Genomic DNA, 22741 nt, shown 5'->3' with positions numbered 1-22741 from the left:
CCGAGAGTTAAAACGGGTAAAAATACGGCAGGCACAGCAGCACCACCGTCGAGTACACCAGCGCCATCGGAATGCCGATCCGGGCATAGTCTTTTAGCTGGTAGTTGCCGGCACTGTAGACCATCAGGTTGGTCTGGTAGCCAAAAGGGGAGATAAAACTAGCCGAGGCACCAAAGGCCACCGCCATAAAAAATGGCAACGGGCTTGTGCCAAGATCCAGCGCCATCGCGTACGCAATAGGAAAGGTCAAAGCGGCCGCGGCGTTGTTGGTAACCACTTCGGTAAAGAGCCAGGTGGCAACAAAAATGGCAATCAGCGCGCCATAGGGGCCATAACCGGCCACCAGTTGATTCAGGCCTCCGGCAATCATGCCGGCCACGCCGGACTGGATCATCAGCTGCGCCAGACCAATGGCCGAGCCAACAATAACAAAGAGCTCCAGCGGAAAGCGGCGCTTCAGCTCGTTGACGCTAATCACCGAGCTGACCAGATAGAGCACCAGCAGCACCGGCAGGCTTTTTACCAGCGGTACCAACTCCAGAATGGACAGCACCAGGGTCAGCGCAAAGCTGCCCAGTACCCAGTGGCTGCGTTTGGCCGGCAGCGGCTGGCTGATGGCCAGGCCGTTGACGTAAATAAAATCCTGTCCCAGCTCATTTTGGCCGGGGAAGTCTTTGCCGGTGGCCAGGATCAACACATCGCCGGCATGCAGTACCAGATTGCCGAGGCCGCCGTTTAAGCGCTCATGGCCGCGGCGCACGGCGATCACGGCCGCATTGTACTGCTCGCGAAAGCGCACCTGCTTCAGGGTTTTGCCAACCAGTTTGGAGCTGTAGCTAATAGCCGCCTCCATCAGCTCGCCGCTGTGCTCGGCTTCACCGGGCACCAGCGTCAGGCCGGGAAAACTCTGCAGTTTGGACACCGCCTGCAAGTCGCCGACAAAATGCAGTTCATCGCCGGGCTCCAGCACCGTCTCGGGCTTGACCGGGCAAATCAGCTGCTCGCCGCGCTGAATTTCCGCCAAAAACAGCTGCTGCAGCTCACGCAGGCCGTTGTCGCTGACGCTTTTGCCAATCAGCTGACTGTCGTCTGCAACCCGGGCACTGACGTAATAAGGCGCGGCCGTCTGTTCGTCTTTGCCGGTGTCGGGCAAAAAGTGGGCGCCCACCATCAGCACCAGCAAGCCAGCGCCAAAGGCAATCAGGCCCAGCAGGGTAAAATCAAAAAAGCCCAGACTGGCATGGCCGGCTTCTTCGACAAAGCCATTGACGATCAGGTTGGTGGAGGTGCCGATCAAGGTCAGCATGCCGCCCAAAATGGCGCTGTACGACAACGGGATCAGCAGTCTGGAGGCAGCAAAATGCGGATGCTGGCGCAGCGACGACATCAACGTGGAGACCACAGCCGTATTGTTGACAAAGGACGACAAAAAGCCGCTGGCCAGGCTCAGTCTGGCGACTACCAGACTGAGGTTCTGGCCGGAAAAGCTGCGGCTCAGCCAGCTCACCAGCTGGGATTTTTCAATTGCCAGCGAGACCAACAGCAACAGCATCAAGGTGATCAGCGAGGGGTTGCTGAAGTTGGTCAGCGCTTTTTCCAGCGGCTGCCAGCCAACCAGATAGCTCAGCAGCAAAGCGCCGCCAAACCAAAAGGCCGGCGAGCGTTTGCTAAAGATAAGACCTGCGATCAGCGCCAGCAACAGGCCTATCACCCCAAGCTGCTGCAGCGTCATGACCGATCCGGGGCCGACAGCGCCTGACTAAGCGCCGATAAATCGGCCGCTTTCCAGTGCGGGAAGTGTTTGCGGATCAGGGCGTTGAGCTCCAACTCAAAGGCAGAGAAATTGGCCGGCACACTGGCTTGCTCGGTGGCCAGCACGGTTTGCACCAGGCCGGCAGCGACCGTGGCATTGCTCAGCCTGTCGACCAGAATAAAGTTTCCGGTACCCGGGTGCTCACTGGCAGTATCCAGTGGCAGCACTTCAGTCAGCTCCAGCTCCACCAGGGCAATGTCGTTCATCTGCACGCTGTCGGCTTCGACCTTTTGCAGCGTATTGATATTCATTTTATGGTCCAGCTTGCTGATGCTGGCCGAGCTTTTGCGGCTGGCCAGTTTCAGGTCGTACAAACGGCCTTGTTGCAGTGGCTGCTCGTTAAACCACACCAGATAGGCCAGGGCTCGGTTGCTTTGAGTGATGCTTTCTTCCACTGGCACCAGCCAGTCGCCGCGGCTGATGTCGATTTCATCCTGCAACGTCAGCGTCACGGCTTCACCGGCCTGGGCCGATGGCTGGGCGCCAGCAAAAGTTTCAATGCTGCGAATGGTGCTTTGCTGGCCGGAAGGGTAGACTTTCACTGTTTGCCCCACCGCCAGCCGGCCACCGGTAACGGTACCGGCAAAACCACGGAAGTTCAGATCGGGCCGGATGACGTACTGCACCGGGAAGCGGCTGTGCTGGCCGCTACGATCCGGCACCGGCAGTGTTTCCAGCAAAGGCAAGAGTGGCTGGCCCTGGTACCAGGGCATGTTGGCCGACAGGGTCATGATATTCTCGCCTTTGAGTGCGCTGAGAGGCACCACATCAACCTGATGTACCTGCAACTGGGTGGTAATGGCCAGAATGTCTTTTTTGATGCGGCTAAACTCGGTTTCTGCGTAGCCAATCAAATCCATCTTGTTGACTGCTACCACAAAATGCTTGATGCCAAGCAAGGCACAGATAAAGCTGTGGCGCTTGGTCTGAGTCAGCACGCCATGGCGCGCATCGACCAGCAAAATAGCAACATCGGCGTTGGACGCGCCGGTGGCCATATTGCGGGTGTACTGCTCATGGCCCGGCGTATCGGCCAGAATAAATTTGCGCTTGGTGGTGGAAAAGTAACGGTAGGCCACGTCGATGGTGATGCCTTGTTCACGCTCGGCCTGCAGGCCATCCACCAGCATTGCCAGCTCCAGCTCGCCTTCGCTGTTGCGGCCTTTGTGGTCACGCTTCAGCGCATCCAGCTGATCGTCATAGAGTTGCTGACTGTCGTGCAGCAGGCGGCCAATCAGGGTGCTTTTGCCATCATCTACACTGCCACAGGTCAGCACCCGCAGCAGGCTTTTGTCCTGATGCTGCTGCAGGTAGCCGCGAATGCCGAGCTCATTCAGTTGCTGCTCTAAGCTGGTGTTTTCCAAAACGGTGCTGCTCATCAGAAGTACCCCTCGCGTTTTTTCAGCTCCATCCCGGATTGATCCTGATCAATCACCCGTCCTTGACGCTCAGAGGTGCGGGCCCGTAACATTTCTTCGACAATGCCTTCCAGCGTGTTGGCGGTGGACTCAATGGCACCGGTCAGTGGGTAGCAGCCGAGGGTGCGAAAACGCACCGATTTCTGTTCAATTACCTCACCCGGTTCAATCGGCATGCGATCGTCATCCACCATAATCAGGGTGCCATCACGCTTCACCACAGGGCGCTCTTTCGCCAGGTACAGCGGCACGATGTCGATGTTTTCCTGCAGGATATAAAGCCAGATATCCAGCTCGGTCCAGTTCGATAACGGAAATACCCGAATGCTTTCGCCTTCGTTGATGGCGCTGTTGTAAAGATTCCACAGCTCAGGCCGCTGGTTTTTCGGATCCCAACGGTGGTGCTTATCGCGAAAGGAGAACACCCGCTCCTTGGCGCGGGATTTTTCTTCATCACGACGGGCGCCGCCAAAAGCCGCATCAAAGCCATACTGGTTCAGCGCCTGCTTTAAGCCCTGAGTTTTCATGATGTCGGTGTGCTTGGCACTGCCATGTACAAAGGGGTTAATGCCCATCGCCAGGCCTTCCGGGTTTTTGTGCACCCGCAAATCCAGCTGGTAGTCCTTGGCAATGCGGTCGCGAAATTCAATCATTTCACGGAACTTCCAGTCGGTGTCGACATGCAGCAAGGGGAAGGGGATTTTTCCCGGTGCAAAGGCTTTACGGGCCAGGTGCAGCAGCACCGATGAGTCCTTGCCAATCGAATACAGCATCACCGGCTTTTTAAACTCGGCCGCGACTTCGCGGAAAATATGGATGCTCTCGGCTTCCAGTTGTTGTAAATGCGATAAAGCCATCAGTTGCTCCTAGGCTGCCTGGCTGGCGCTTGGCTCAGCCACAAATGTTTGAAACCAGTGTAAATTGGGTGCCAGTGCCACCACTTCACCGACAATAATCAAGGCCGGGCTTTTCACCTGATGCTCGGCAATCAGCTCGGGCAGCTGCGCCAGTGTGCCGGTAATGGTGCGTTGCTCGGGCCGGGTACCGTTTTCAATAATGGCGACCGGCGTATCGCCGCTGCGGCCATGGGCAATCAACTGCTGGCTAAGAGTGCCGCTATTAATCAGCCCCATATAGACCACCAGGGTTTGCCTTGCTTTGGCCAGCGATGGCCAGTCCGGCTCGTCGCCATTGGCTCGGCAGTGACCGGTGACCAGTTGCACCGTCTGGGCATAATCGCGGTGGGTCAGCGGAATGCCGGCATAGGCGGCGCAACCTGCGGCAGCGGTGACGCCGGGCACCACGCTGTATCGAATACCAGCGGCCACCAGGGCTTCGCATTCTTCGCCACCGCGGCCATAAATAAAGGGATCGCCGCCTTTTAACCGGCAGACCCGTTTGCCTTGCTGCGCCAGCCGGACAATCAGCGCATTGATTTCATCTTGCGGCAGGCTGTGAAAACCGGCTTGCTTGGCCACGCAGATGCGCTCGGCATCGCGCCGCGCCAGTGCCAGCACATCAGCACTGACCAGGCCGTCGTACACCAGCACATCGGCCTGTTGCATGCATTGCATCGCTTTGATGGTGAGCAGCTCCGGATCGCCCGGGCCAGCCCCGACCAACCAGACTTCGCCCTGATTGGGCACAAAATCCTGCAGTTGCTGCTGAAACAGCTGTTCGGTTTGCTTGGTTTTGCCTGCCGCCAGTAGTTGCTGGGCCGGGCCGGCAAACCAGCGCTCCCAGAAATCCCGCCGCTCACTGATGGACGGTAGCGCAGCTTTGACCCGATGACGGCACTCGGCAGCGAAGCGGGCGATCAGGCTGACCGATTGCGGCAGCAGCTGTTCGATGCGCTCGCGCAAACGACGCGCCAGCACCGGAGCATTGCCGCCGGAGGAGATCGCCACCACAATGGGGCTGCGATCGACAATGGCCGGGAAAATAAAGTTGCCATGCTCGGGATCATCGACAGCATTCACCCAGATATTGGCAGCGTTGGCGGCCTGAAAAATGTCGGCATTAACCGCCGGTTTATCGGTGGCAGCAATAATGAGTTTGTAATGGGCAATGCTGTGCTCGCCAAAGGCTGCTTCAATGCAGGTTAGTTGATCGCCTTGCAAAGCTTGTACTTCTGTACTGATGCGTTTGGCCAGCACCGTGACCTGAGCACCGGCTGCCAGCAACAGCTGAATTTTGCGGTAGGCCACAGCGCCGCCACCAACCACCAGCACGGGTTGCTGCTGCAACTGGGTAAAAATTGGTAAAAAATCCATCACACACCTCAGCCCATGGCTGCGTTATTCCACCATCTTAACAGCGTGGCATCAGTTCAGCCTGCAGAATAGCCGTCTGTATGGCTTTAATAAAATAATGGATCGCGCTCAGATATAACCAAAAGGAATTAGTGTTCTTTTATCTATGCTTTAAGTGTTAGATTTAACGGTAAAGTCGGCTCTCGTGCGGTTTCGATGGCACTGACAGCGGTTTTCAGGTATCCTGCCCGACCGCCGTTCTGGCGAATCTTTGTACAACAAGTGAGAATCTATGAGTTTTGCCTCCCTGGGCTTATCGGCCCCTTTGCTTGCAGCCATTCAGGCTGAAGGCTACGACACCCCTTCACCTATTCAGGCTCAGGCTATCCCTGCTGTGCTGGCTGGCCGTGATCTGATGGCTGCCGCCCAAACCGGGACCGGCAAAACAGCGGGTTTTACCCTGCCGTTGCTGCAGCGGCTGGCGGAAGGCAAGCCAGCGTCTGCCAATCAGGCACGGGCGTTGATTTTAACGCCTACCCGGGAGCTGGCCGCTCAGGTCGGTGATAGCGTGGTGCGTTATGGCAGCCGTCTGCCGCTGCGCTCGACCATCGTCTTTGGCGGGGTGAAAATTAACCCGCAGATGCAAAAGCTGCGCAAAGGCGTCGATATTCTGATTGCCACCCCGGGCCGTTTGCTCGACTTGTACCAGCAAAATGCAGTGCGCTTTTCCGAGCTGGAAGTGCTGGTGCTGGATGAAGCCGACCGTATGCTGGACATGGGCTTTATCCGCGATATTCGTAAAATCCTGGCACTCTTGCCCAAGCAGCGGCAGAACCTGTTGTTCTCGGCGACCTTTTCCGATGATATCCGTGCTCTGGCCAAAACCATGGTGAATAACCCATTGGAAGTGTCGGTCAGTCCGGCCAACAGTACGGCCGAGCGGGTTGAGCAGCTGGTGTACCCGGTGGATAAAAACCGCAAGGCACAATTGTTGATTGACCTCATTGTCGACAACCATTGGCAGCAGGTGCTGGTGTTTACCAAAACCAAGCATGGTGCCAATAAGTTAACCAAGCAACTGGAAACGGTGGGTATTCAGGCTGCGGCCATTCATGGCAATAAAAGCCAGGCAGCCCGTACCAAGGCGCTGGCAGGCTTTAAAAGTGGTGAAGTGCGGGTGTTGGTTGCCACCGACATAGCCGCCCGCGGCCTGGATATTGATCAATTACCACAAGTGGTTAATTACGATCTGCCCAATGTGCCGGAAGATTATGTGCATCGCATTGGCCGCACCGGTCGTGCAGGAGCCAGTGGCCATGCGGTGTCGCTGGTCTGTGCCGACGATGCCAAGTTGCTGCGCGATATTGAACGGGTGATTCGACAAGCAATACCGCGTCAGGTAAAAGCGGGCTATGAGCCCGTGCATAATGTGCCGGCATCCAATCCATCGCAGCCAGCACGCCGGCCGAAAAAACCAAAGAAACCAAGCGAGCACCGTGATGGTCAGCGCGCTGAAGGCTCTGCTCAGGCTAAAGCCCGCAGTCAGCATCGCCGCCCGGCCAGAACACCCAACGCCGGCTAGCTGGCCTGACCGATTTGGCCCCGGCGGCCAAATCGGCTAGTATGCTGGCCTTGAATGGTTATTTCGAGGCCCGGCATGCATCCCACGCTTTTCTCTTCTTACTTTGTTCGTTCCTTGCTGCTGAGCAGCCTGGCTGCCTTGGCATTGGCTGGCTGTGCCCTGCACTCCACCAAACCAGATCCATTGGCTGGTCTGGATCACTGGATTGAGCAAGGACGACAGGACTGGCAATTGCCGGGGCTGGCCGTGGCTGTGGTATACCGGGATGAGGTCATTTATGCTCGCGGCTTTGGCACCTTGGGGCTTTCATCCGAACTGCCGGTCAATGAACACACCTTATTTGGCGTGGCCTCTACCACTAAAGCGATGACGGCAACAGCGCTCGGTTTGCTGGTGGATGAAGGCAAGCTGAACTGGGACGATAGGGTGGTTGATCATCTGCCGTATTTTCAACTGGCCGATGACTGGGTCACGCAGGAAGTGCGCATTCGTGACTTGCTCACGCATCGGGTGGGCCTTGGCCGCATCACCGGCAATCGTATTCAGTTTATGCCCACCGCCAGCCGCGAGCAGGTGATCCGGCAGATGCGCTATCACGACTTTGAACAGCCTTTTCGCTCGGGTTTCGTCTATCACAATGTGATGTATTCGGTGGCCGGTGAAGTGGTGGCGGCAGTCAGTGGCCAAAGCTGGGATGACTTTGTGCGAGAGCGCTTATTCCAACCCCTTGGCATGACCCGCAGCAATACCTCCATTACCCAGTTTGTGCCGGACGATGCCAATATTGCCCTGCCGCATCAGTACATTGAGGGCGCAGTGGTCGAAATCGCCCGTCGTAACTTCGACAATGTTGGTCCTTCGGCTTCGGTTAATAGCAGTGTTTATGAAATGGCGCAGTGGATGCGGTTAAATCTGGGCGAGGCTGGTGTCTACCAAGGACAGCGGCTGGTCAGCGAAGCCGTGATGGCCGAGATCTTTAGTCCTCAAGTCACGGTGAGCCGCGCCAACCGGATTGAGCCGGTTCGGGCTTATGGCCTCGGCTGGTATCTGGAGGATTACCGTGGCTATCAAATCGCCAGCCATGGTGGTGCTACCGATGGTTTTAATACGCTGGTGACACTGGTGCCTGAGTTGGAGCTTGGCATCGTAGTGATTGGCAATACCTTTGAAAACTTCAGACCGGCGGTGACCCATACCATTATCGATCGTATCGCCGGCCTACCGTCCCACGATTGGCACAGCGACTATTTGGCGCGGTACCAGCAGAACTTTGCCGAAGCCAGTGAGGGCCGCCAGCAGATCGAGCAACAGCGTCAGCCAGATGTGGCTGCCAGCTTAAGTACAGCGCAAATCAGTGGACGTTATCAGCATCCGCTTTACGGTGAAGCCGACGTCGTGCTGGCTGACAATGGCGACTTGCTGCTGCAGTTCTGGGATGATGGTGTGTCCAGCTTGACCTTGGAGCACTGGCAAGGCGATACCTACCGGGCCCATTGGCACAACCAAGCGCAGCGGGAGAAGTTTGTCCACTTTGCCAAAAATGCGGCGGGTACCATTGAACTTAGCGTTGAATGGACATTGAGGCCTCAGTTGCTGCAGGTCGGTATTTACCCCTCGCCTTATAGCCGCACTGCTATCTTTCAACAGCAGTAGGAAAGCAAGACATATCCGCTTACAAAGTTTGCCAGCCGCTTGCTGGTATGCTTAGCTGACATTTTATAGGATCAAGCGAGTAAATTTTACCTGGCTGTTACCAAGGAATGATAAAATGAAAAAGCTGTTTGTTGTCAGTGCCATCGCACTGGCCGTGATCACCGGTTGCGCCCAGCAATCCCCTGTACAACTCGAGAGCTCAGCGCAGAAGCAACAAGCCGCTGCCATAGTGGTGAGCCCGAATGATCAACGGGCCTACAAAACACTGACACTGCCAAACCAACTGGAAGTGATTCTGGTCTCTGATCCAACGACGGAAAAATCTGCCGTATCGCTCAGTGTTGGCGCTGGCATGTTGCAAGATCCAATGACGCAGCAGGGTCTGGCACACTATCTCGAGCACATGCTGTTTATGGGCACAGAGCGTTACCCGGATCCTGCCGAGTACGCTGCTTTTTTTAGCCAGCACAATGGTGCATACAACGCCTATACCTGGCTGGATATCACCAATTACATGTTTGAAATCAACAACCATGTATACGATGAAGCGCTGGATCGATTCTCCGATTTTTTCAAATCACCTAAGTTTTATCCTGAGTACTCGGACAAAGAGCGCAATGCGGTCAATGCCGAACACTCGATGCGCCGCGAGCAGGATTTTTTAGCTCAGTTCGAGCTAATGCGTCGTATGTTTGGTGACCATCCTTCCAATCGCTTTCTGGCAGGAAGCCTGGAAAGCTTAAGCGATAAGCCCGGCAGTATTTTGCATGAGGAAATGCTGGCGTTTTACGACCGTTATTACTCGGCCAATAATATGAAACTGGCGATGATCAGCAATCGGTCACTGGCAGAGATGGAGTTGTTGGCGCGCCAGCATTTTTCTGGCATCGAAAACAAAGATATTGCGCTTCCGACCGTGACTGCCGAGCTGGACAATAGCCTGTTTGGTGGTAAACGAATTCACTATGTGCCAAATCAGGATGTCAAACAGCTGCGACTTGATTTCACTATTCGCGATAACTCCGATCAGTATGCGGTCAAACCCAATGAGTTCATTGCCTACTTGCTGCGCTCGGAAATGCCCGGTACCGCTGCGGCTCAGTTAATAGCCTCTGGTCTGGTTTCCAGCTTTAATGTGTCGGTCAACCCAGACTTGTACGGCAACTACGGTAATCTGAGCATTGATATGAATCTGACCGATGCCGGCATGCAGCAGCGTGAAGCCATCACCGCTATGGTGATGCAGTACCTGGATCTGATTAAGCAACAAGGCGTCGATGAACAATACTACCAGGAAATCAAAACCAGCCTGGCCAACCAATTTCAGTTTCTGGAAAAAACCGATGGCTTTGGTTATGCCTCTAACCTGACGGCCAGTATGCTGAAACGCCCGGTGCAGCACGCTATTGCCGCGCCTTTTATCTATGAGCGTTTTGATGCAGAGGCCATTGAGCAGGTGTTGGCGCAGCTGACACCGGATAACCTCCGGGTCTGGTACATCAGTCAGCAAGAGCCGCATGACAGTGAGTTGGTACGCCATGTTGGCAAGTATAAGATTGTCGATATCCCTGCGGAAGAAATGGCCGCCTGGCAGCAGCCGCAGCTGGCGCTGAATTTGCCGCAGGTCAATCGCTTGTTGCCGGAAAGTTTTGCTATTAAAGCCCGTGCCGAGCAGCAAAAACCTGAGTTGGTGGTGGAGCACAATGGCATCGCTGCCTGGCTGTACCCAAGTCAGGTGTTTAGCGACCAGCCCAGAGGCCGGTTGGATATTGTGCTCAACAGCCCAGCGGCTCAAAACGACATTAACGCCCGGGTTGCATTTGCGCTGTGGCGGGACTTGTACAATCTGGAGCAAAGTGCACTGCGTACTGAAGCCCGTGTGGCTGGCATCGGCGTCTGGTTAAGCGATGGCAATGGCTTAACATTGAACCTGGATGGCTTTACCGACAAGCAACCGCTGTTGTTGGAGCAATTGCTGGCAGGGCTTACCCCAACCATCACCGAGACTGGTTTCTCGCAGGCGGTTGATCGTTATGTGCGGGGCCTTGCCAACCAAAGTCGTCAGGTGCCTTTTCGTCAGGCGTTCTGGGCTTTTAACAGCCTGTATCGCGGCGGTAATTACAATCCGGAGCAGCTGATCGCCGCAGCGCAGGCGATGACGCCTGACGATTTGACAGCTTTTATTGCTGGAACGCTGGCAGCCAATCAGGTGCGCGTCTTTGCCTTTGGCAATTACGATCAGCAGGATGTGCAGACGCTGGTCAGCAAGCTGGATGCGGCTTTGCCTGCCAACCGTACCACCACGCCTTACGCCCAAAGCCCATTCTGGAAACCAGCCGCGGGTGAGACGCTGGTGCTAAACCGTGATATTCATGTCACCGATGTGGCACTGATTGATATGCATGTGCATCCGGAGCAAGGCATGGCGGTACGAGCTGCTGCCAGTGTGCTGGCATCGCACTTTTCCAACCAGGCTTTTGATACCTTGCGCACCGAAGAGCAGTTGGCTTACGCGGTGGGTGGCACCGCCATCGATCTGAACGACTACACCGGCTTTGGCTTGTACATTCAGACCCCGGTCAAAGGCCCGGCCGATATGCAGCAGCGCTTTGAGGACTTTAAGCACCAATACTGGCAGCGATTGCAGCAGGTGACACCAGAGCAATTTGCGGCGCTTCAGCAGAGCTTGCTGATCAGCTTAAAGGAGCCACCAAAGAACCTGCAAGAAGAAATGCGGCCGTTGGTGAGCGACTGGTACCGTGAGCGCTTTGACTTTGATAGCCGTGAGCGTTTGATAGCCGCCGTTGAGCAGGTGACGCTGGCGGATGTACAAGCGTTCTACCAGCAAACCTTACTGAACCCGGAAGCGGCAAGGATGTCGGTGCAGATGCGCGGCACAGCTTTCAGTGAGCAACCGTTCGCTACCTTGCCTAACCAGCAACTGGTGACTGATTTGGCCGAGTTCCAGCGCCGGATGGCAACTCAGTGAGGAAAGAGTAAGGCTGGAGACAGTTCTTGCACGCAAAAACGCCGGATGCATCCGGCGTTTTTTTTATGGTATAAAAAAACGGCAACCCGAAGGCTGCCGCAAAGGGGACGCGCTTTAAATTTAGTGACGGATCAGGTAGTCAAAGGCACCGAGCGAGGCATTGGCGCCGCTGCCCATCGCAATAACAATCTGCTTGTAAGGGGCTGTGGTTGCATCGCCGGCTGCAAAGACGCCAGGCAATGAGGTTTGGCCGCGTTCATCGACAATGATCTCACCGCGTGGGCTCAGCTCCACCGCGCCGCGCAGCCATTCGGTGTTTGGCACCAGGCCGATTTGCACGAAGATACCCGCCAGCTCGATGTGGTGGCTGTCGCCGCTCTTGCGATCGGTGTACTGAATGCCATTGACCTTGTTGCCATCACCGGTCACTTCGGTGGTCTGAGCTTCAGTAATGATAGTGATGTTGCTCATCGAGTGCGCTTTTTTCACCAGCACCGCATCGGCGCGCAGCTCGGCGGCAAATTCCAGCACCGTGACATGCTCAACAATACCGGCCAAGTCGATGGCCGCTTCAATGCCGGAGTTGCCACCGCCAATCACCGCGACTTTCTTGCCTTTAAACAGTGGGCCGTCGCAGTGCGGGCAGTAGGCGACGCCCTTGCCACGGTATTCCTGCTCGCCCGGCACATTCATTTCGCGCCAGCGGGCACCCGGGGCCAGAATCAGGGTTTTGCTTTTCAGTACAGCGCCATTGGCCAGCTCCAGCTCGACTTGCTCAGACTTGCTGAGCTTGGTCGCGCGCTGGTTGTTCATAATGTCCACTTCGTACTGGCGGACATGGGCTTCCAATGCGTTGACCAGCTTCGGGCCCTCGGTGTATTGCACCGAGATAAAGTTTTCAATGCCGACGGTATCGGCCACCTGGCCCCCAAAACGCTCGGCCAGCACGCCGGTACGCAGGCCTTTACGGGCCGCATAGACCGCAGCAGAAGCACCGGCCGGGCCACCGCCAACGACCAGCACATCAAAGGCATCTTTTTGTTTCAGCGCTTCAGCCTGACGGGCTTCGGCATTGACATCAATTTTCTGGATAATCCGCTCCAGCGTAATGGCGCCTTGCGAGAACTGCTCGCCATTTAAAAAAACCGTGGGTACCGCCATCACATTGCGATCGCTGACTTCCTGTTGGAACAGGGCGCCGTCGATCATCACGCTGGTGATATTGGGGTTAATGGCTGCCATCATATTCAGCGCCTGCACCACTTCCGGGCAGGTCTGGCAGCTTAACGAAATGTAGGTTTCAAACTCAAAACGGCCGTTTAGCTGGCGGATTTGTTCAATCAGCTCTGGCTCAATCTTGATCGGATGGCCACCGGAGTGCAGCAAAGCCAGCACCAAAGAGGTAAATTCGTGGCCCATCGGTACGCCGGCAAAGGTAATGATGGTGCCTTTGTCGACCGAGTGTACCTGCATGGCCGGGGCGCGCTTGGACGCGCTATCGTCACGACGCAGGCTGACCAGATCCGACAAGCTGGCAATCTCAGTCGCCAGGGTATTTAATTCCTGAGCTTTGGCGCTATCGTCCAGAGATACGACCAGCTCTACCTGGGATTTCAGGTTCTGCAGATAGCTGCTTAATTGTTGTTTCAGGTTGGTATCTAACATTGAGTCTACTCCATCTCTTGACTGTGTTTAGCGCGTTGTTTCAGGCAAAGCCATTCATTAGTTTCGGGCAAAGCTTGAGTGTAGCCAGCATCCAAAGATGCTGGCTGAGTACCGTTTTACAGCGCAGGGGGAGAAGCTGAAACCAGCTTCAGTTGTGAGGCGTGGTTTCAGCGTCCGCTGCCAGGCAACGGTGGTGTGGCATTTAGATTTTGCCAACCAGGTCCAGTGATGGAGCCAGAGTAGCTTCACCTGGAGTCCATTTGGCTGGGCAGACTTCGCCGTCGTGGTTCGCGACGTACTGAGCCGCTTGCACTTTACGGAACAGCTCAGCAGCGCTACGGCCGATACCCAGGTCATGGATTTCAGCAACTTTGATTTCGCCTTCAGGGTTGATAACGAAAGTACCACGCAAGGCCAGGCCTTCTTCTTCGATCATCACACCGAAGTTGCGGGTGATAGCGCCAGTCGGGTCACCGATCATTGGGTATTCGATTTTCTTGATGGTCTCAGACGCATCGTGCCATGCTTTGTGAGTGAAGTGGGTGTCGGTAGACACTGAGAACACTTCCACACCGATGTCACGGAACTGCGGGTAGAAATCAGCCAGGTCGCCCAGCTCAGTTGGGCACACGAAGGTGAAATCCGCCGGGTAGAAACACACAACAGACCACTTACCCAGTAAGTCCTGCTCGGTTACTTCGATAAATTTACCATTTTGAAAAGCAGTGGCTTTAAAAGGTTTGATCTTGGTATTGATAATTGAAGACATCGTCTTCCTCCATTTCAGTTAATAACATTGGGTGTTTCGACGGGTGCTACTCTAACAAGTGGCACCCATTATGCAAAATGAATAAAACAAATGGCTTTAATCAATTTAATCGATAAAGCGTTGCTGTACTCCAGCCGTTCCATCAATCCCTCTCAACAATGGGGGCTGTGGCGATAAATTCAACCAGTGAACACACTTAACTGCATAAAAACCATGACTGGGCAGTGTTCCTTAATGCTATCCTGACATAAGATAATGACCAGAGCATGAATTCAACCACAGAGGCCGATGGCATTGAGTGCAGTTTCAAATCAACTGGTGTTGCCCTGGTGGCGCTGGCCACTGGCGGGGTTGCTGGGCATAGTGCTGGGTGCCGCCAGCCTGAATTACAGTGCCGATGGTCGCCTCAATGTGCTGTTGCTCTGGTTGCTGTGGGCTGGCCTGCCCTTGCTGGGTAGCCTGCTGGCACTGGGACTGATGCTGCGCCCTGGCCGGCCGTGGCTGGCTCGCTTTAGCAAGCAACCGCTGTACTGGCAACCACAGCGCCATCAGCAGTGGTGGCTGCTGAGCCAGCTGAACTGGCTCTGGTGCTGGTTTGGATTGGGGATCGGGCTGGTATTCTTGCTGCTGTTATTGCTGTCGGATCTGGCCTTTGGCTGGAGCTCGACCCTGTTGCTGGAACAAAGGGCCGTGCTTCAGCTGACCCAGTGGCTTAGCTGGCCCTGGCACAGCCTCTGGCCTGCTGCGGTGCCAGATAATACGTTAATTGAGCAGAGCCGCTTTGCCCGCATTGAGCAGCAATCGGCGCTGCTTGCGCAAACCAGTGGCTGGTGGCCCTTCTTGGCCATGAGCCTGCTGTGTTACAACCTGCTGCCGCGGCTGGCGCTGGCGCTTTTTTGCCAGTGGCAAAGCCGGCGCAGCCAACCGCAGTTGCAGATCCAGCAAGCCAGCCCGGCGTCATCACCCGCAGCAGAACCAGCTGCCGAGCTTACCACCACTTCGTTGGCACAGTGGCAACAGGCCAGCTTGCTGCAATGGCAATTGCCAGCCAGCGCTGAGGCGCTGACCCTTGGGCAGGACGACTGGCAGCAGGATAACGATGCCTTTGGTGCACTGCTGGCAACCAAGCCTAAGCAACTGCTGTGGCGGGTGCCGGCCAGTCGCAGCCCGGTGGCGGAGCTTTCCGACTGGATGGCGCTGGCCCGCAAGCAGGGCATTGCACAGGCGCTTTGGCTGCAACAGGATACCAGCAACGCACGGCACAGCGCCAGTTGGCAGGCCTTTGCCAGAGCCGAGCAGCTGGCCTGGCTGGAGGAGAATGCATGACAACAGCACCACAATTTTGTGTGGTCGGCCATCCCAACCAGGGCAAGTCGTCGATAGTATCGACCCTGGTAGAAAACGATGCGGTGCGGGTTGGGGTAGAATCTGGCACCACCCGTGAAGCCGAGCGTTTTGAATTTGTGTTAAATGGCAAGGTGCTGCTGGCGCTGACCGATACTCCGGGATTTCAGCGTGCCCGTCAGGTGCTGGCCTGGTTGCAGCAGGTGCCGGTAGTGCCAGCCGAGCGGCCGGCCCGGGTGCGGGCCTTTTTGGCCGAACCTTCGCACCAGCAGCAGTTTCCGGATGAGGTGGCGCTGTTAAGCCCCATTATGGCCGGTAGCGGTATTTTGTTTGTCACCGATGCCAGCAGCCCGGTCAGTGCCACCGACGAGGCGGAGATGGAAATTTTGCGCTGGACCGGACAACCACGGATGGCGCTGATCAATCCGATAGCGCCCAGCAACCACAGCCAAAGCTGGCAGCTTAGCTTGAACCAAAGCTTTCAGTGGGTGCGGGTTTTTAACCCGATGACCGCTACCTTGCCGGCCCGCCAGGCACTGTTTCAGGCCATGGCGGAGCTGACTCCGGACTGGACCGCGGCCTTAACCGAACTCAACCGGCAGTTGCTGCACCGTGAGCAGCAGCGGCTGCAGCAGGTTAGCATGGAGTTGGCGGATTATTGGTGTGCCCAGCTGAGTTTTCGCCAGCCGTTGTCGTTGCTGCCACCTTCGCTCCTAAAGCAGCCGGAAGTCTGGCTGCAGCAACAACTTGATCAGGCCGAAAGCCAGTTGTTCGAACAGTTGGCGCAAAGCTGGGGGCATGGCCAGAGCGAGCTGGCTCGTCAGCTGGACTGGCCGATTGAGCGCGACCGGCTGATGAATACCGAAACCTGGTACCTGTGGGGGCTGCAGCAAAAGGAGCTGCTCATGGTGACTGGAGCTGCTGGCATGGCGACCGGTGCCGTGCTCGATTTAGGCCTTGGCGGCAGCTCGCTAATGCTGGGTGCTTTATCCGGCGGCGTGCTGGGATCGGCAGCTGGCTGGCTGGCCAGCAAGCAGTTGCCCGGCAAGAAGCTGGGTTGGTTGCCGCTTAGTCAGCAGCGGCATTATATCGGCCCGGTGCGGCACCCGAATTTTCCGCTGGTACTGATGGCGCGGGTGCTGACTTTTGTGCAGTTGTTGTGGCTAAGGCCACACGCCGAGCGCAGCCGGCTGGCACTGACGACTCAGGCCAGCGATTGGGATAAGAAGGCGCAGGTGCAACTGCTGCAATGGAGCAAACAGTTGCAGCAGGGTAAGTGGAAAGCCGCCCAGAGTCAGGCGCTAAGCGATTGGATCCGCCAGCAGCTGCAGCAACGACTGCACAGCACTTTGCAGCAAGAGCAGCAGCAAAGTCTTCGCTAGTGCTCTTTCCAGTTAATTATCCGCAGCCGTCAGGCCTTCAATGCGCAGCTGCCGCAAATCCAGCCCGCTGGGGTGCTGGTACACCCGCAGGCCAAACTCCGGCAAAATTGCAAACAGGTGGTCGAAAATATCCGCCTGAATGCTTTCATACTCGACCCAGACCACGGTATTGGTAAAGCAGTAGACTTCCAGCGGCAGGCCATCGGGCGTCGGGGGCATTTGCCGCACCATCTGGATCATGCCCTGATGCACCCGCGGATGGCTTTGCAAATAGCGCTGCACATAGGCGCGGAAAGTCCCGAGGTTGGTAATGCGACGGGTATTGACCGGCTCTTTGCCCTGCTCTTTCAGTGCCTCGTTCCAGGCTTTGATATCGCGATCCTTTTCCGCCAGATAGTCTTTCAGCAGCCGGAACCGATCCAGATGTGCCCGCTCTTCCGGTGTTAAAAAGCGGACGCTTTGCTGATCGATCATCAGGCTGCGCTTGATGCGCCGGCCACCGGATTGCTGCATGCCGCGCCAGTTTTTGAAAGGATCGGTCATAAAGCGGCGGGTCGGGATGGTGGTGATGGTGCGATCCCAGTTCTGGATTTTCACCGTATGCAGTGCAATGTCAATCACATCGCCATCGGCGTTTAATTGCGGCATTTCGACCCAGTCGCCGACCCGGATCACATCGTTCGAAGCAATCTGCACACTCGCCACCACCGATAAAATGGTGTCCTGAAAAATCAGCAGCAGCACCGCCATCATGGCGCCCATGCCCGATAGCAAGATCAGCGGCGAGCGGTCAATCAGCATCGCCACCATCAGCACAAAGGCGATGGTGTAGACAATAATTTTCAGCAGTTGAATGTAGCCTTTAATCGGCTTGGTTTTTGAGTCGGGTCTACGCTCGTACAGGCTGTTGACCATGGTCAGCACATTGCTGAGCGACATGGCAATGGTCAGCACAATAAAGGCATTGCTGACATTGCGGACCACTTCCACCACCAGATGCGGCAAGCCCTCAATTAAGCCAACCCCGGCCGCCAGCACCAGCGCCGGCACCACATTGGCCAGGCGGGCAATGATGCCAAAATCCTGCTGCAAGGCTTGTTGGGCAAAAGGAGTGGCGTTAAAAGCTTTAGAGACAGCCCGTACCAGAATATTTTTGGTAATCCAGTTGGCCAGCCAGGACAACACCACCAGCAGCAGCAAGCTGCCAGCCATAAAGAGCTCGGGCGAGAGTTCGCGCCAGTGTTCCAGGGTTGCAAGCCAGTCGTTCATGTCCACTCGTTAAACAGGGGAAGTTGTGGCTAGTGTAACCGATTCTGCTGAATGACAAAATGACGATATTGTAGCGCTGCAACAGCGATGGCTAGATGCCATCGCCATCAATATGCAGGCCGCATTCGCGGCCAAAGCCGTTAAAGCGGGTGTCTTCTTCGCTCATGCCGGGCTCAAATTTGACGGTGGAGTGGGTATCGCCGACCGACAAATAGCCTTGCTCCCACAGCGGGTGGTAGCTCAGGCCGTGCTCTTTTAGGTAATAGAACACATCCTTATTGCTCCAGTCGATGATTGGTTGCACCTTGACCACGCCGCGGCTGATTTCCACCACCTGTTTGTCGGCCCGGGTGCTGCTCTGGCTGCGGCGCAGGCCGGTAAACCAGCAGCCGACATTGAGCTCACGCAAGGCGCGTTGCATCGGTTCCACTTTGTTCAGCCGGTTGTACTCTTTAATGCCTTCTGCGCTGTGCCACAGCTGGCCGTAACGCGCTTCCTGCCAGCCAGGCGAGAGCGTGGCGCGGTAGACTTTCAGGTTTAATCCCAGTTGCTCGGTCAGCTGGTCGATAAACTGATAGGTTTCCGGGAATAAATAGCCGGTATCGGTCAGCACCACCGGGATATCGGCTTGCTGCTGCGTGACCAGGTGCAGCATCACCGCCGCCTGAATACCGAAACTGGAGCTTAGCATTGGTTGCTGTGGCAAATGCGCCAGCGCCCAGCGCACCCGCTCTGCAGCGCTAAGCGGGGTCAGGATGCTGTTGATTTCAGCCAGCCAGTCTTGCCGGGTGGCTTCATCCTGCGTCAGGATCTGTCGAAATTTGCTCATTCTGGCCTCACTCAGGCATGAAAATCGGTTTTGGAAACTTTGACTTCCGCCACCACACCGGCGCGGATAACAAAATCACCAAAGCACTCATTGGCCAGTCGCTCGTTGGCCCAGCGGCCAATCAGCTGATCGAGCGCGGTTAAAATCTCGGCTTCCCCGACATTGTCCAGATACAACTTCGGTACCCGGCTGCCGACCCGATCGCCACCGAGGTATAGGTTGTACTTGCCCGGCGCCCGGCCGACCAAACCAGCCTCGGCCAGCATGGCGCGGCCACAGCCGTTGGGGCAGCCAGTGACCCGCAGCACAATATGCTCATCGGCCAGTTGGTGTTTGCCAAGCAGGCCTTCCACCTTGGTCACCAGCTCCGGCAAATAGCGCTCGGCTTCAGCCATCGCCAGCGGACAGGTGGGGAAGGCGACACAGGCCATCGAGTTCTTGCGCTGTTCGCTGTGGCTATCATCAATCAGGCCGTATTTCCGGGCCAGCTGTTCAATTTGGGCTTTTTGCTCGCTTGGCACACCGGCGACAATCAGATTCTGATTGGCGGTCATGCGAAAATCACCCTGATGCACTTTGGCGATTTCGGCCAGGCCAGTTTTCAGCGGCTTGCCAGGGAAATCCAGCACCCGACCGTTTTCGATAAAGAGCGTTAAATGGTGCTTGCCATCGATGCCTTCGACCCAGCCAATGCGATCGCCACGGTTGGTAAAGATATAGGGCCGTAGCGGCTCGAACGGCACACCCATGCGCTGCTCGACTTCGCGGCGGAAATTATCCAGCCCGATGCGATCGATGGTGTATTTGGTTTTGGCGTTTTTGCGGTTGACCCGATCGCCGTAATCGCGCTGCACCGTCACCACATGCTCGGCCACTTTTAAGGTGTGCTCTAGCGGAATAAAGCCCAGCTCATCGGCCCGGCGCGGGTAGGTCGAGGTATCGCCAAAGGTCATGGCCAGGCCACCACCCACCAGCACGTTAAAACCAACCAGCTGGCCGTTCTCAGCAATGGCAACAAAGTTCAGATCGTTGGCATGCACGTCGATGTCGTTGTCCGGCGGGATCACCACTGTGGTTTTGAATTTGCGCGGCAAGTAGCTATCGCCCAGAATGGGTTCCTGCTCGGTGGTTTCGACCTTTTCTTCATCCAGCCAGATCTCGGCGTAGGCACGGGTTTTTGGCAGCAAATGCTCGCTGATTTTCACCGCCCACTGATAGGCCTGCTGATGCAGCTCCGACTGCACCGGATTGGAGGTACAGAGCACGTTACGGTTGACATCGCCGGCGGTGGCGATGGAGTCAATGCCAATCTCATGCAGGAACTGGTGCATCGGTTTGATGTTGGGCTTTAGCACGCCATGAAACTGGAAGGTCTGGCGCGTGGTCAGCCGGATACTGCCGTACATGGTTTTCTCGGCAGCAAAGCGGTCGATGGCCAGCCACTGGGTCGGGGTAATAATGCCGCCCGGCATCCGGGCCCGCAGCATCACATTGTGCAGTGGCTCCAGTTTTTGCGCGGCCCGCTCGGCGCGGATATCGCGGTCATCCTGCTGGTACATACCGTGAAAACGGATCAGCATAAAGTTATCGCCATTAAAACCACCGGTGATTTCGTCCTGCAAATCGGTGGTGATGGTGCCACGCAGGTGATCGCTGTCGGCCTTTAACCGCTCGTTATCAGACAGCTTGCCCTCGGCAACAAAAGCTGGGTTGATCGGATACTGGCTCATTAATACACATCCTTCTGATAACGTTTGGCTTGCTTCAATTCATCTAAATACTGTTCGGCCTGCTCCGGGCTTTTGCCGCCGTGCTGCTGAATAATGGCCAGCAGGGCCTGGTGCACATCTTTCGCCATCCGGTTGCCATCGCCACAGATGTACAGGTGAGCACCGCGCTCCAGCCAGGCAAAGACCTCGCTGCCTTGTTTTTGCAGCTTATGCTGCACGTAAATTTTCTCGGCCTGATCGCGGCTAAAGGCCACATCCAGCCGGCTCAGCAGCCCTTGTTTCAGGTAACGCTGCAACTCGACCTGATAGAGGAAATCCTGGGTAAAGTGCGGGTTGCCAAAGAATAGCCAGTTGTCGCCGCTGGCGCCGCGCTGCTCACGCTCTTGCAAAAAGGCACGGAAAGGGGCGATGCCGGTGCCGGGTCCCACCATGATGATCGGGGTGTCGTCATTGACCGGCAAACGGAAGTTGTCGTTTTTCTCGACAAAAACCCGCACCTGGTCGCCTTCGGCCAGCCGCTCGGCCAAAAAGCCGGATGCGCCGCCTAAATGGGTGCTGCCAAAAGCGTCGTAGCGCACCACGCCAACGGTTAAATGCACTTCGTCTTCCACCTCGGCCTGCGATGAGGCAATCGAATATAGCCGGGGCTGTTGTTTGCGCAGTGCATCCACCAGTTGCTGGGCACTTGGCATGCCCGGGTGTTCGCGCACGATGTCGATGATTTGCCGCACTGCCAGATAATCCCGCAGCGCCGTTTTATCCGCGGCAAGGGTCTGTAAGGTCTCGCTGCCAATGGCGGTGGCGTACTTGTCGACAAAGGCCGGGTACGACTGGGTCAGCTCCAGCTGGCTGGTTAAGGCCTCGGCGATGGTGAGGCGCTGCTCGCCGAGCCGCACCGGTGCGGTGCTGGCAATGGCGGTGATTTGCAGCAGCTCGCGAACCAGCGCCGGATCATTGTCGAAATAGACGCCGAGCGCATCGCCCGGCTGGTAGCTCAGATCCGAGCCAGCCAGTGAAATTTCGATATGACGCACGTCTTTGCTTGAATCACGACCGGTGATTTTCTGATTGGTGTACAGCTCAGCGGCAAACGGCTGTTGCTTGCTGTAGCTGCTGGCAGCGGTGGCGGTTTGGCCCGGCCAGGCAATGACCTGAGCACCACTGGCTGGCGCTGCACTTTCTTTAAACTCGGGTTCGAGCACTTCAATTAACGCCTGATTCCAGCTGCTGGCGGCGCTTTCGTAATCGACATCCAGATCCTGCCGGCCTTGCAGTGGCTTAGCGCCCAGCTCGGCCAGTCGCTGGTCAAAATCCTGCGCTGTTTTGCAAAAAAATTCGTAACTGGTGTCACCCAGGCCAAGCACGGCGTATTTCAGTTGTGGCAACTGCGGTGCTTTTTTGCTGAACAGGAACTTGTAGAAGGCTTCAGCATTCTCTGGCGGCTCACCCTCACCGTAGGTGGAGGTGACGATGGTCAGGAATTGCTCGTTCTTCAGCTGATTGGCTTTGTAATCGGCCATATCCAGCAGGTTCACCGCCCACTGTTTGGCTTTGGCCTGTGCCGCCAATTGTTCGGCCACATGACGGGCATTACCGGTCTGGGAGCCATACAAAATGGTCAGGGTCGCCGCCGGGGCCGCACTGGCAGCTGGCTGCTGCGGCAAAGCGCCACCGGCCAGCTGGGCACTGGCCGCCAGATAGCCACTGACCCAGGCTTGCTGAATGGGATTAAGCTGGCTAACCAGCCCCTGCAACTGCTGCACCTGCTGTTCCGACAACGGGCTGGCCTGCGCGACAAGAGAAGACAAAAGCATAACGACACCTGTTCGATGATAAGGCCGCTAGCATAGCCGTCTATATGGATGCGCGTAAAAGAATAGATCTCTCTTTTTTATTCCTTTATGGAATTACAAAGTGGCATGTCGGTTTAGCAAAAGGACTATTTTTTGGTCAATTTCCTTATTTGCGCCAATAGCTCAATCAGAGGCTCATATTAAATACCATTAAAAACAATGAGATAAAAGTTGGCATTGCGGTTGCAAAAGT

The 22741-nt window shown here is 56.1% G+C and carries 15 protein-coding genes; 5 read left to right on the top strand and 10 right to left on the bottom strand.

Translation table 11 applies throughout. The features are described from left to right. Nucleotides 1-7: 7 nt before the first annotated feature. Genes QWY20_RS11330 through cysG form a run of 4 tightly spaced genes read right to left on the bottom strand, consistent with a single transcriptional unit; the run spans nt 8 to nt 5504 of the window. The gene (locus QWY20_RS11330; RefSeq protein WP_330129126.1) at nt 8-1732 is read right to left on the bottom strand and encodes an SLC13 family permease; all 1725 of its coding nucleotides are present in this window, start codon (nt 1730-1732) and stop codon (nt 8-10) included. Next, nucleotides 1729-3192, bottom strand: a complete 1464-nt coding sequence (gene cysN / locus QWY20_RS11325; RefSeq protein WP_330129125.1) for a sulfate adenylyltransferase subunit CysN — start codon at nt 3190-3192, stop codon at nt 1729-1731. Before cysN ends, QWY20_RS11330 begins: the two co-directional genes overlap by 4 nt. After that, on the bottom strand, nt 3192-4088 hold the full coding sequence (gene cysD / locus QWY20_RS11320) for a sulfate adenylyltransferase subunit CysD (RefSeq protein ID WP_330129124.1): 897 nt from the start codon (nt 4086-4088) through the stop codon (nt 3192-3194). The genes cysN and cysD overlap by 1 nt, the downstream gene beginning before the upstream one ends. Nucleotides 4089-4097: 9 nt before the next feature. Beyond that, a complete protein-coding gene (gene cysG / locus QWY20_RS11315; RefSeq protein ID WP_330129123.1) occupies nt 4098-5504 on the bottom strand; it encodes a siroheme synthase CysG in 1407 nt (468 codons plus the stop codon). 271 nt (nt 5505-5775) lie between these two features. On the opposite strand from cysG, the gene QWY20_RS11310 reads away from it, so the two are divergent. The 3 genes from QWY20_RS11310 (at nt 5776) to QWY20_RS11300 (ending at nt 11707) form a co-directional block, all read left to right on the top strand. Beyond that, nucleotides 5776-7065 (top strand): DEAD/DEAH box helicase, encoded by a 1290-nt coding sequence (locus tag QWY20_RS11310; protein WP_330129122.1) that lies wholly within the window; start codon nt 5776-5778, stop codon nt 7063-7065. 75 nt (nt 7066-7140) lie between these two features. After that, a complete protein-coding gene (locus QWY20_RS11305) occupies nt 7141-8718 on the top strand; it encodes a serine hydrolase (RefSeq protein WP_330129121.1) in 1578 nt (525 codons plus the stop codon). Nucleotides 8719-8833: 115 nt separating this feature from the next. Next, nucleotides 8834-11707 carry an insulinase family protein gene (locus tag QWY20_RS11300; protein ID WP_330129120.1) on the top strand — a complete coding sequence of 958 codons (2874 nt, stop codon included), beginning with the start codon at nt 8834-8836 and terminating at the stop codon, nt 11705-11707. Nucleotides 11708-11827: 120 nt separating this feature from the next. On the opposite strand, the gene ahpF is transcribed toward QWY20_RS11300, so the two are convergent. Further along, nucleotides 11828-13372, bottom strand: coding sequence for an alkyl hydroperoxide reductase subunit F (gene ahpF, locus QWY20_RS11295; protein WP_330129119.1), 1545 nt, complete (start codon nt 13370-13372; stop codon nt 11828-11830). 202 nt (nt 13373-13574) lie between these two features. Next, nucleotides 13575-14141 (bottom strand): alkyl hydroperoxide reductase subunit C, encoded by a 567-nt coding sequence (ahpC, locus tag QWY20_RS11290; RefSeq protein WP_305946123.1) that lies wholly within the window; start codon nt 14139-14141, stop codon nt 13575-13577. 288 nt (nt 14142-14429) lie between these two features. On the opposite strand from ahpC, the gene QWY20_RS11285 reads away from it, so the two are divergent. Both QWY20_RS11285 and QWY20_RS11280 read left to right on the top strand, forming a co-directional pair. Then, a complete protein-coding gene (locus QWY20_RS11285) occupies nt 14430-15467 on the top strand; it encodes a DUF2868 domain-containing protein (protein WP_330129118.1) in 1038 nt (345 codons plus the stop codon). Then, complete coding sequence (locus tag QWY20_RS11280; RefSeq protein ID WP_330129117.1) at nt 15464-16867, top strand: GTPase/DUF3482 domain-containing protein; 1404 nt, start codon at nt 15464-15466, stop codon at nt 16865-16867. Before QWY20_RS11285 ends, QWY20_RS11280 begins: the two co-directional genes overlap by 4 nt. A 12-nt stretch (nt 16868-16879) precedes the next feature. On the opposite strand, the gene QWY20_RS11275 is transcribed toward QWY20_RS11280, so the two are convergent. From QWY20_RS11275 to QWY20_RS11260, 4 genes are all read right to left on the bottom strand, one after another. Beyond that, nucleotides 16880-18136 carry a mechanosensitive ion channel family protein gene (locus tag QWY20_RS11275; protein ID WP_407935426.1) on the bottom strand — a complete coding sequence of 419 codons (1257 nt, stop codon included), beginning with the start codon at nt 18134-18136 and terminating at the stop codon, nt 16880-16882. A gap of 91 nt (nt 18137-18227) precedes the next feature. Beyond that, nucleotides 18228-18965 carry a phosphoadenylyl-sulfate reductase gene (locus QWY20_RS11270; protein WP_330129116.1) on the bottom strand — a complete coding sequence of 246 codons (738 nt, stop codon included), beginning with the start codon at nt 18963-18965 and terminating at the stop codon, nt 18228-18230. Between the two features lie 11 nt (nt 18966-18976). Continuing rightward, nucleotides 18977-20695 carry an assimilatory sulfite reductase (NADPH) hemoprotein subunit gene (gene cysI, locus QWY20_RS11265; RefSeq protein ID WP_330129115.1) on the bottom strand — a complete coding sequence of 573 codons (1719 nt, stop codon included), beginning with the start codon at nt 20693-20695 and terminating at the stop codon, nt 18977-18979. Beyond that, nucleotides 20695-22509 (bottom strand): assimilatory sulfite reductase (NADPH) flavoprotein subunit, encoded by a 1815-nt coding sequence (locus QWY20_RS11260; RefSeq protein ID WP_330129114.1) that lies wholly within the window; start codon nt 22507-22509, stop codon nt 20695-20697. Before QWY20_RS11260 ends, cysI begins: the two co-directional genes overlap by 1 nt. Nucleotides 22510-22741: the final 232 nt, after the last annotated feature.

It is taken from the genome of Alkalimonas cellulosilytica, from assembly GCF_036325985.1.
Classification (GTDB): domain Bacteria; phylum Pseudomonadota; class Gammaproteobacteria; order Enterobacterales; family Alteromonadaceae; genus Alkalimonas; species Alkalimonas cellulosilytica.
The sequence above is the reverse complement of the archived record's forward strand: the minus strand, read 5'-3'. Positions and strand labels throughout refer to the sequence as shown.

Bases quoted from the DNA above. Each gene is read 5' to 3' on its own strand.
- QWY20_RS11330 (WP_330129126.1), bottom strand. From the start codon at position 1,732: ATGACGCTGCAGCAGCTTGGGGTGATAGGCCTGTTGCTGGCGCTGATC.
- cysN (WP_330129125.1), bottom strand. From the start codon at position 3,192: ATGAGCAGCACCGTTTTGGAAAACACCAGCTTAGAGCAGCAACTGAAT.
- cysD (WP_330129124.1), bottom strand. From the start codon at position 4,088: ATGGCTTTATCGCATTTACAACAACTGGAAGCCGAGAGCATCCATATT.
- cysG (WP_330129123.1), bottom strand. From the start codon at position 5,504: ATGGATTTTTTACCAATTTTTACCCAGTTGCAGCAGCAACCCGTGCTG.
- QWY20_RS11310 (WP_330129122.1), top strand. From the start codon at position 5,776: ATGAGTTTTGCCTCCCTGGGCTTATCGGCCCCTTTGCTTGCAGCCATT.
- QWY20_RS11305 (WP_330129121.1), top strand. From the start codon at position 7,141: ATGCATCCCACGCTTTTCTCTTCTTACTTTGTTCGTTCCTTGCTGCTG.
- QWY20_RS11300 (WP_330129120.1), top strand. From the start codon at position 8,834: ATGAAAAAGCTGTTTGTTGTCAGTGCCATCGCACTGGCCGTGATCACC.
- ahpF (WP_330129119.1), bottom strand. From the start codon at position 13,372: ATGTTAGATACCAACCTGAAACAACAATTAAGCAGCTATCTGCAGAAC.
- ahpC (WP_305946123.1), bottom strand. From the start codon at position 14,141: ATGTCTTCAATTATCAATACCAAGATCAAACCTTTTAAAGCCACTGCT.
- QWY20_RS11285 (WP_330129118.1), top strand. From the start codon at position 14,430: ATGGCATTGAGTGCAGTTTCAAATCAACTGGTGTTGCCCTGGTGGCGC.
- QWY20_RS11280 (WP_330129117.1), top strand. From the start codon at position 15,464: ATGACAACAGCACCACAATTTTGTGTGGTCGGCCATCCCAACCAGGGC.
- QWY20_RS11275 (WP_407935426.1), bottom strand. From the start codon at position 18,136: ATGAACGACTGGCTTGCAACCCTGGAACACTGGCGCGAACTCTCGCCC.
- QWY20_RS11270 (WP_330129116.1), bottom strand. From the start codon at position 18,965: ATGAGCAAATTTCGACAGATCCTGACGCAGGATGAAGCCACCCGGCAA.
- cysI (WP_330129115.1), bottom strand. From the start codon at position 20,695: ATGAGCCAGTATCCGATCAACCCAGCTTTTGTTGCCGAGGGCAAGCTG.
- QWY20_RS11260 (WP_330129114.1), bottom strand. From the start codon at position 22,509: ATGCTTTTGTCTTCTCTTGTCGCGCAGGCCAGCCCGTTGTCGGAACAG.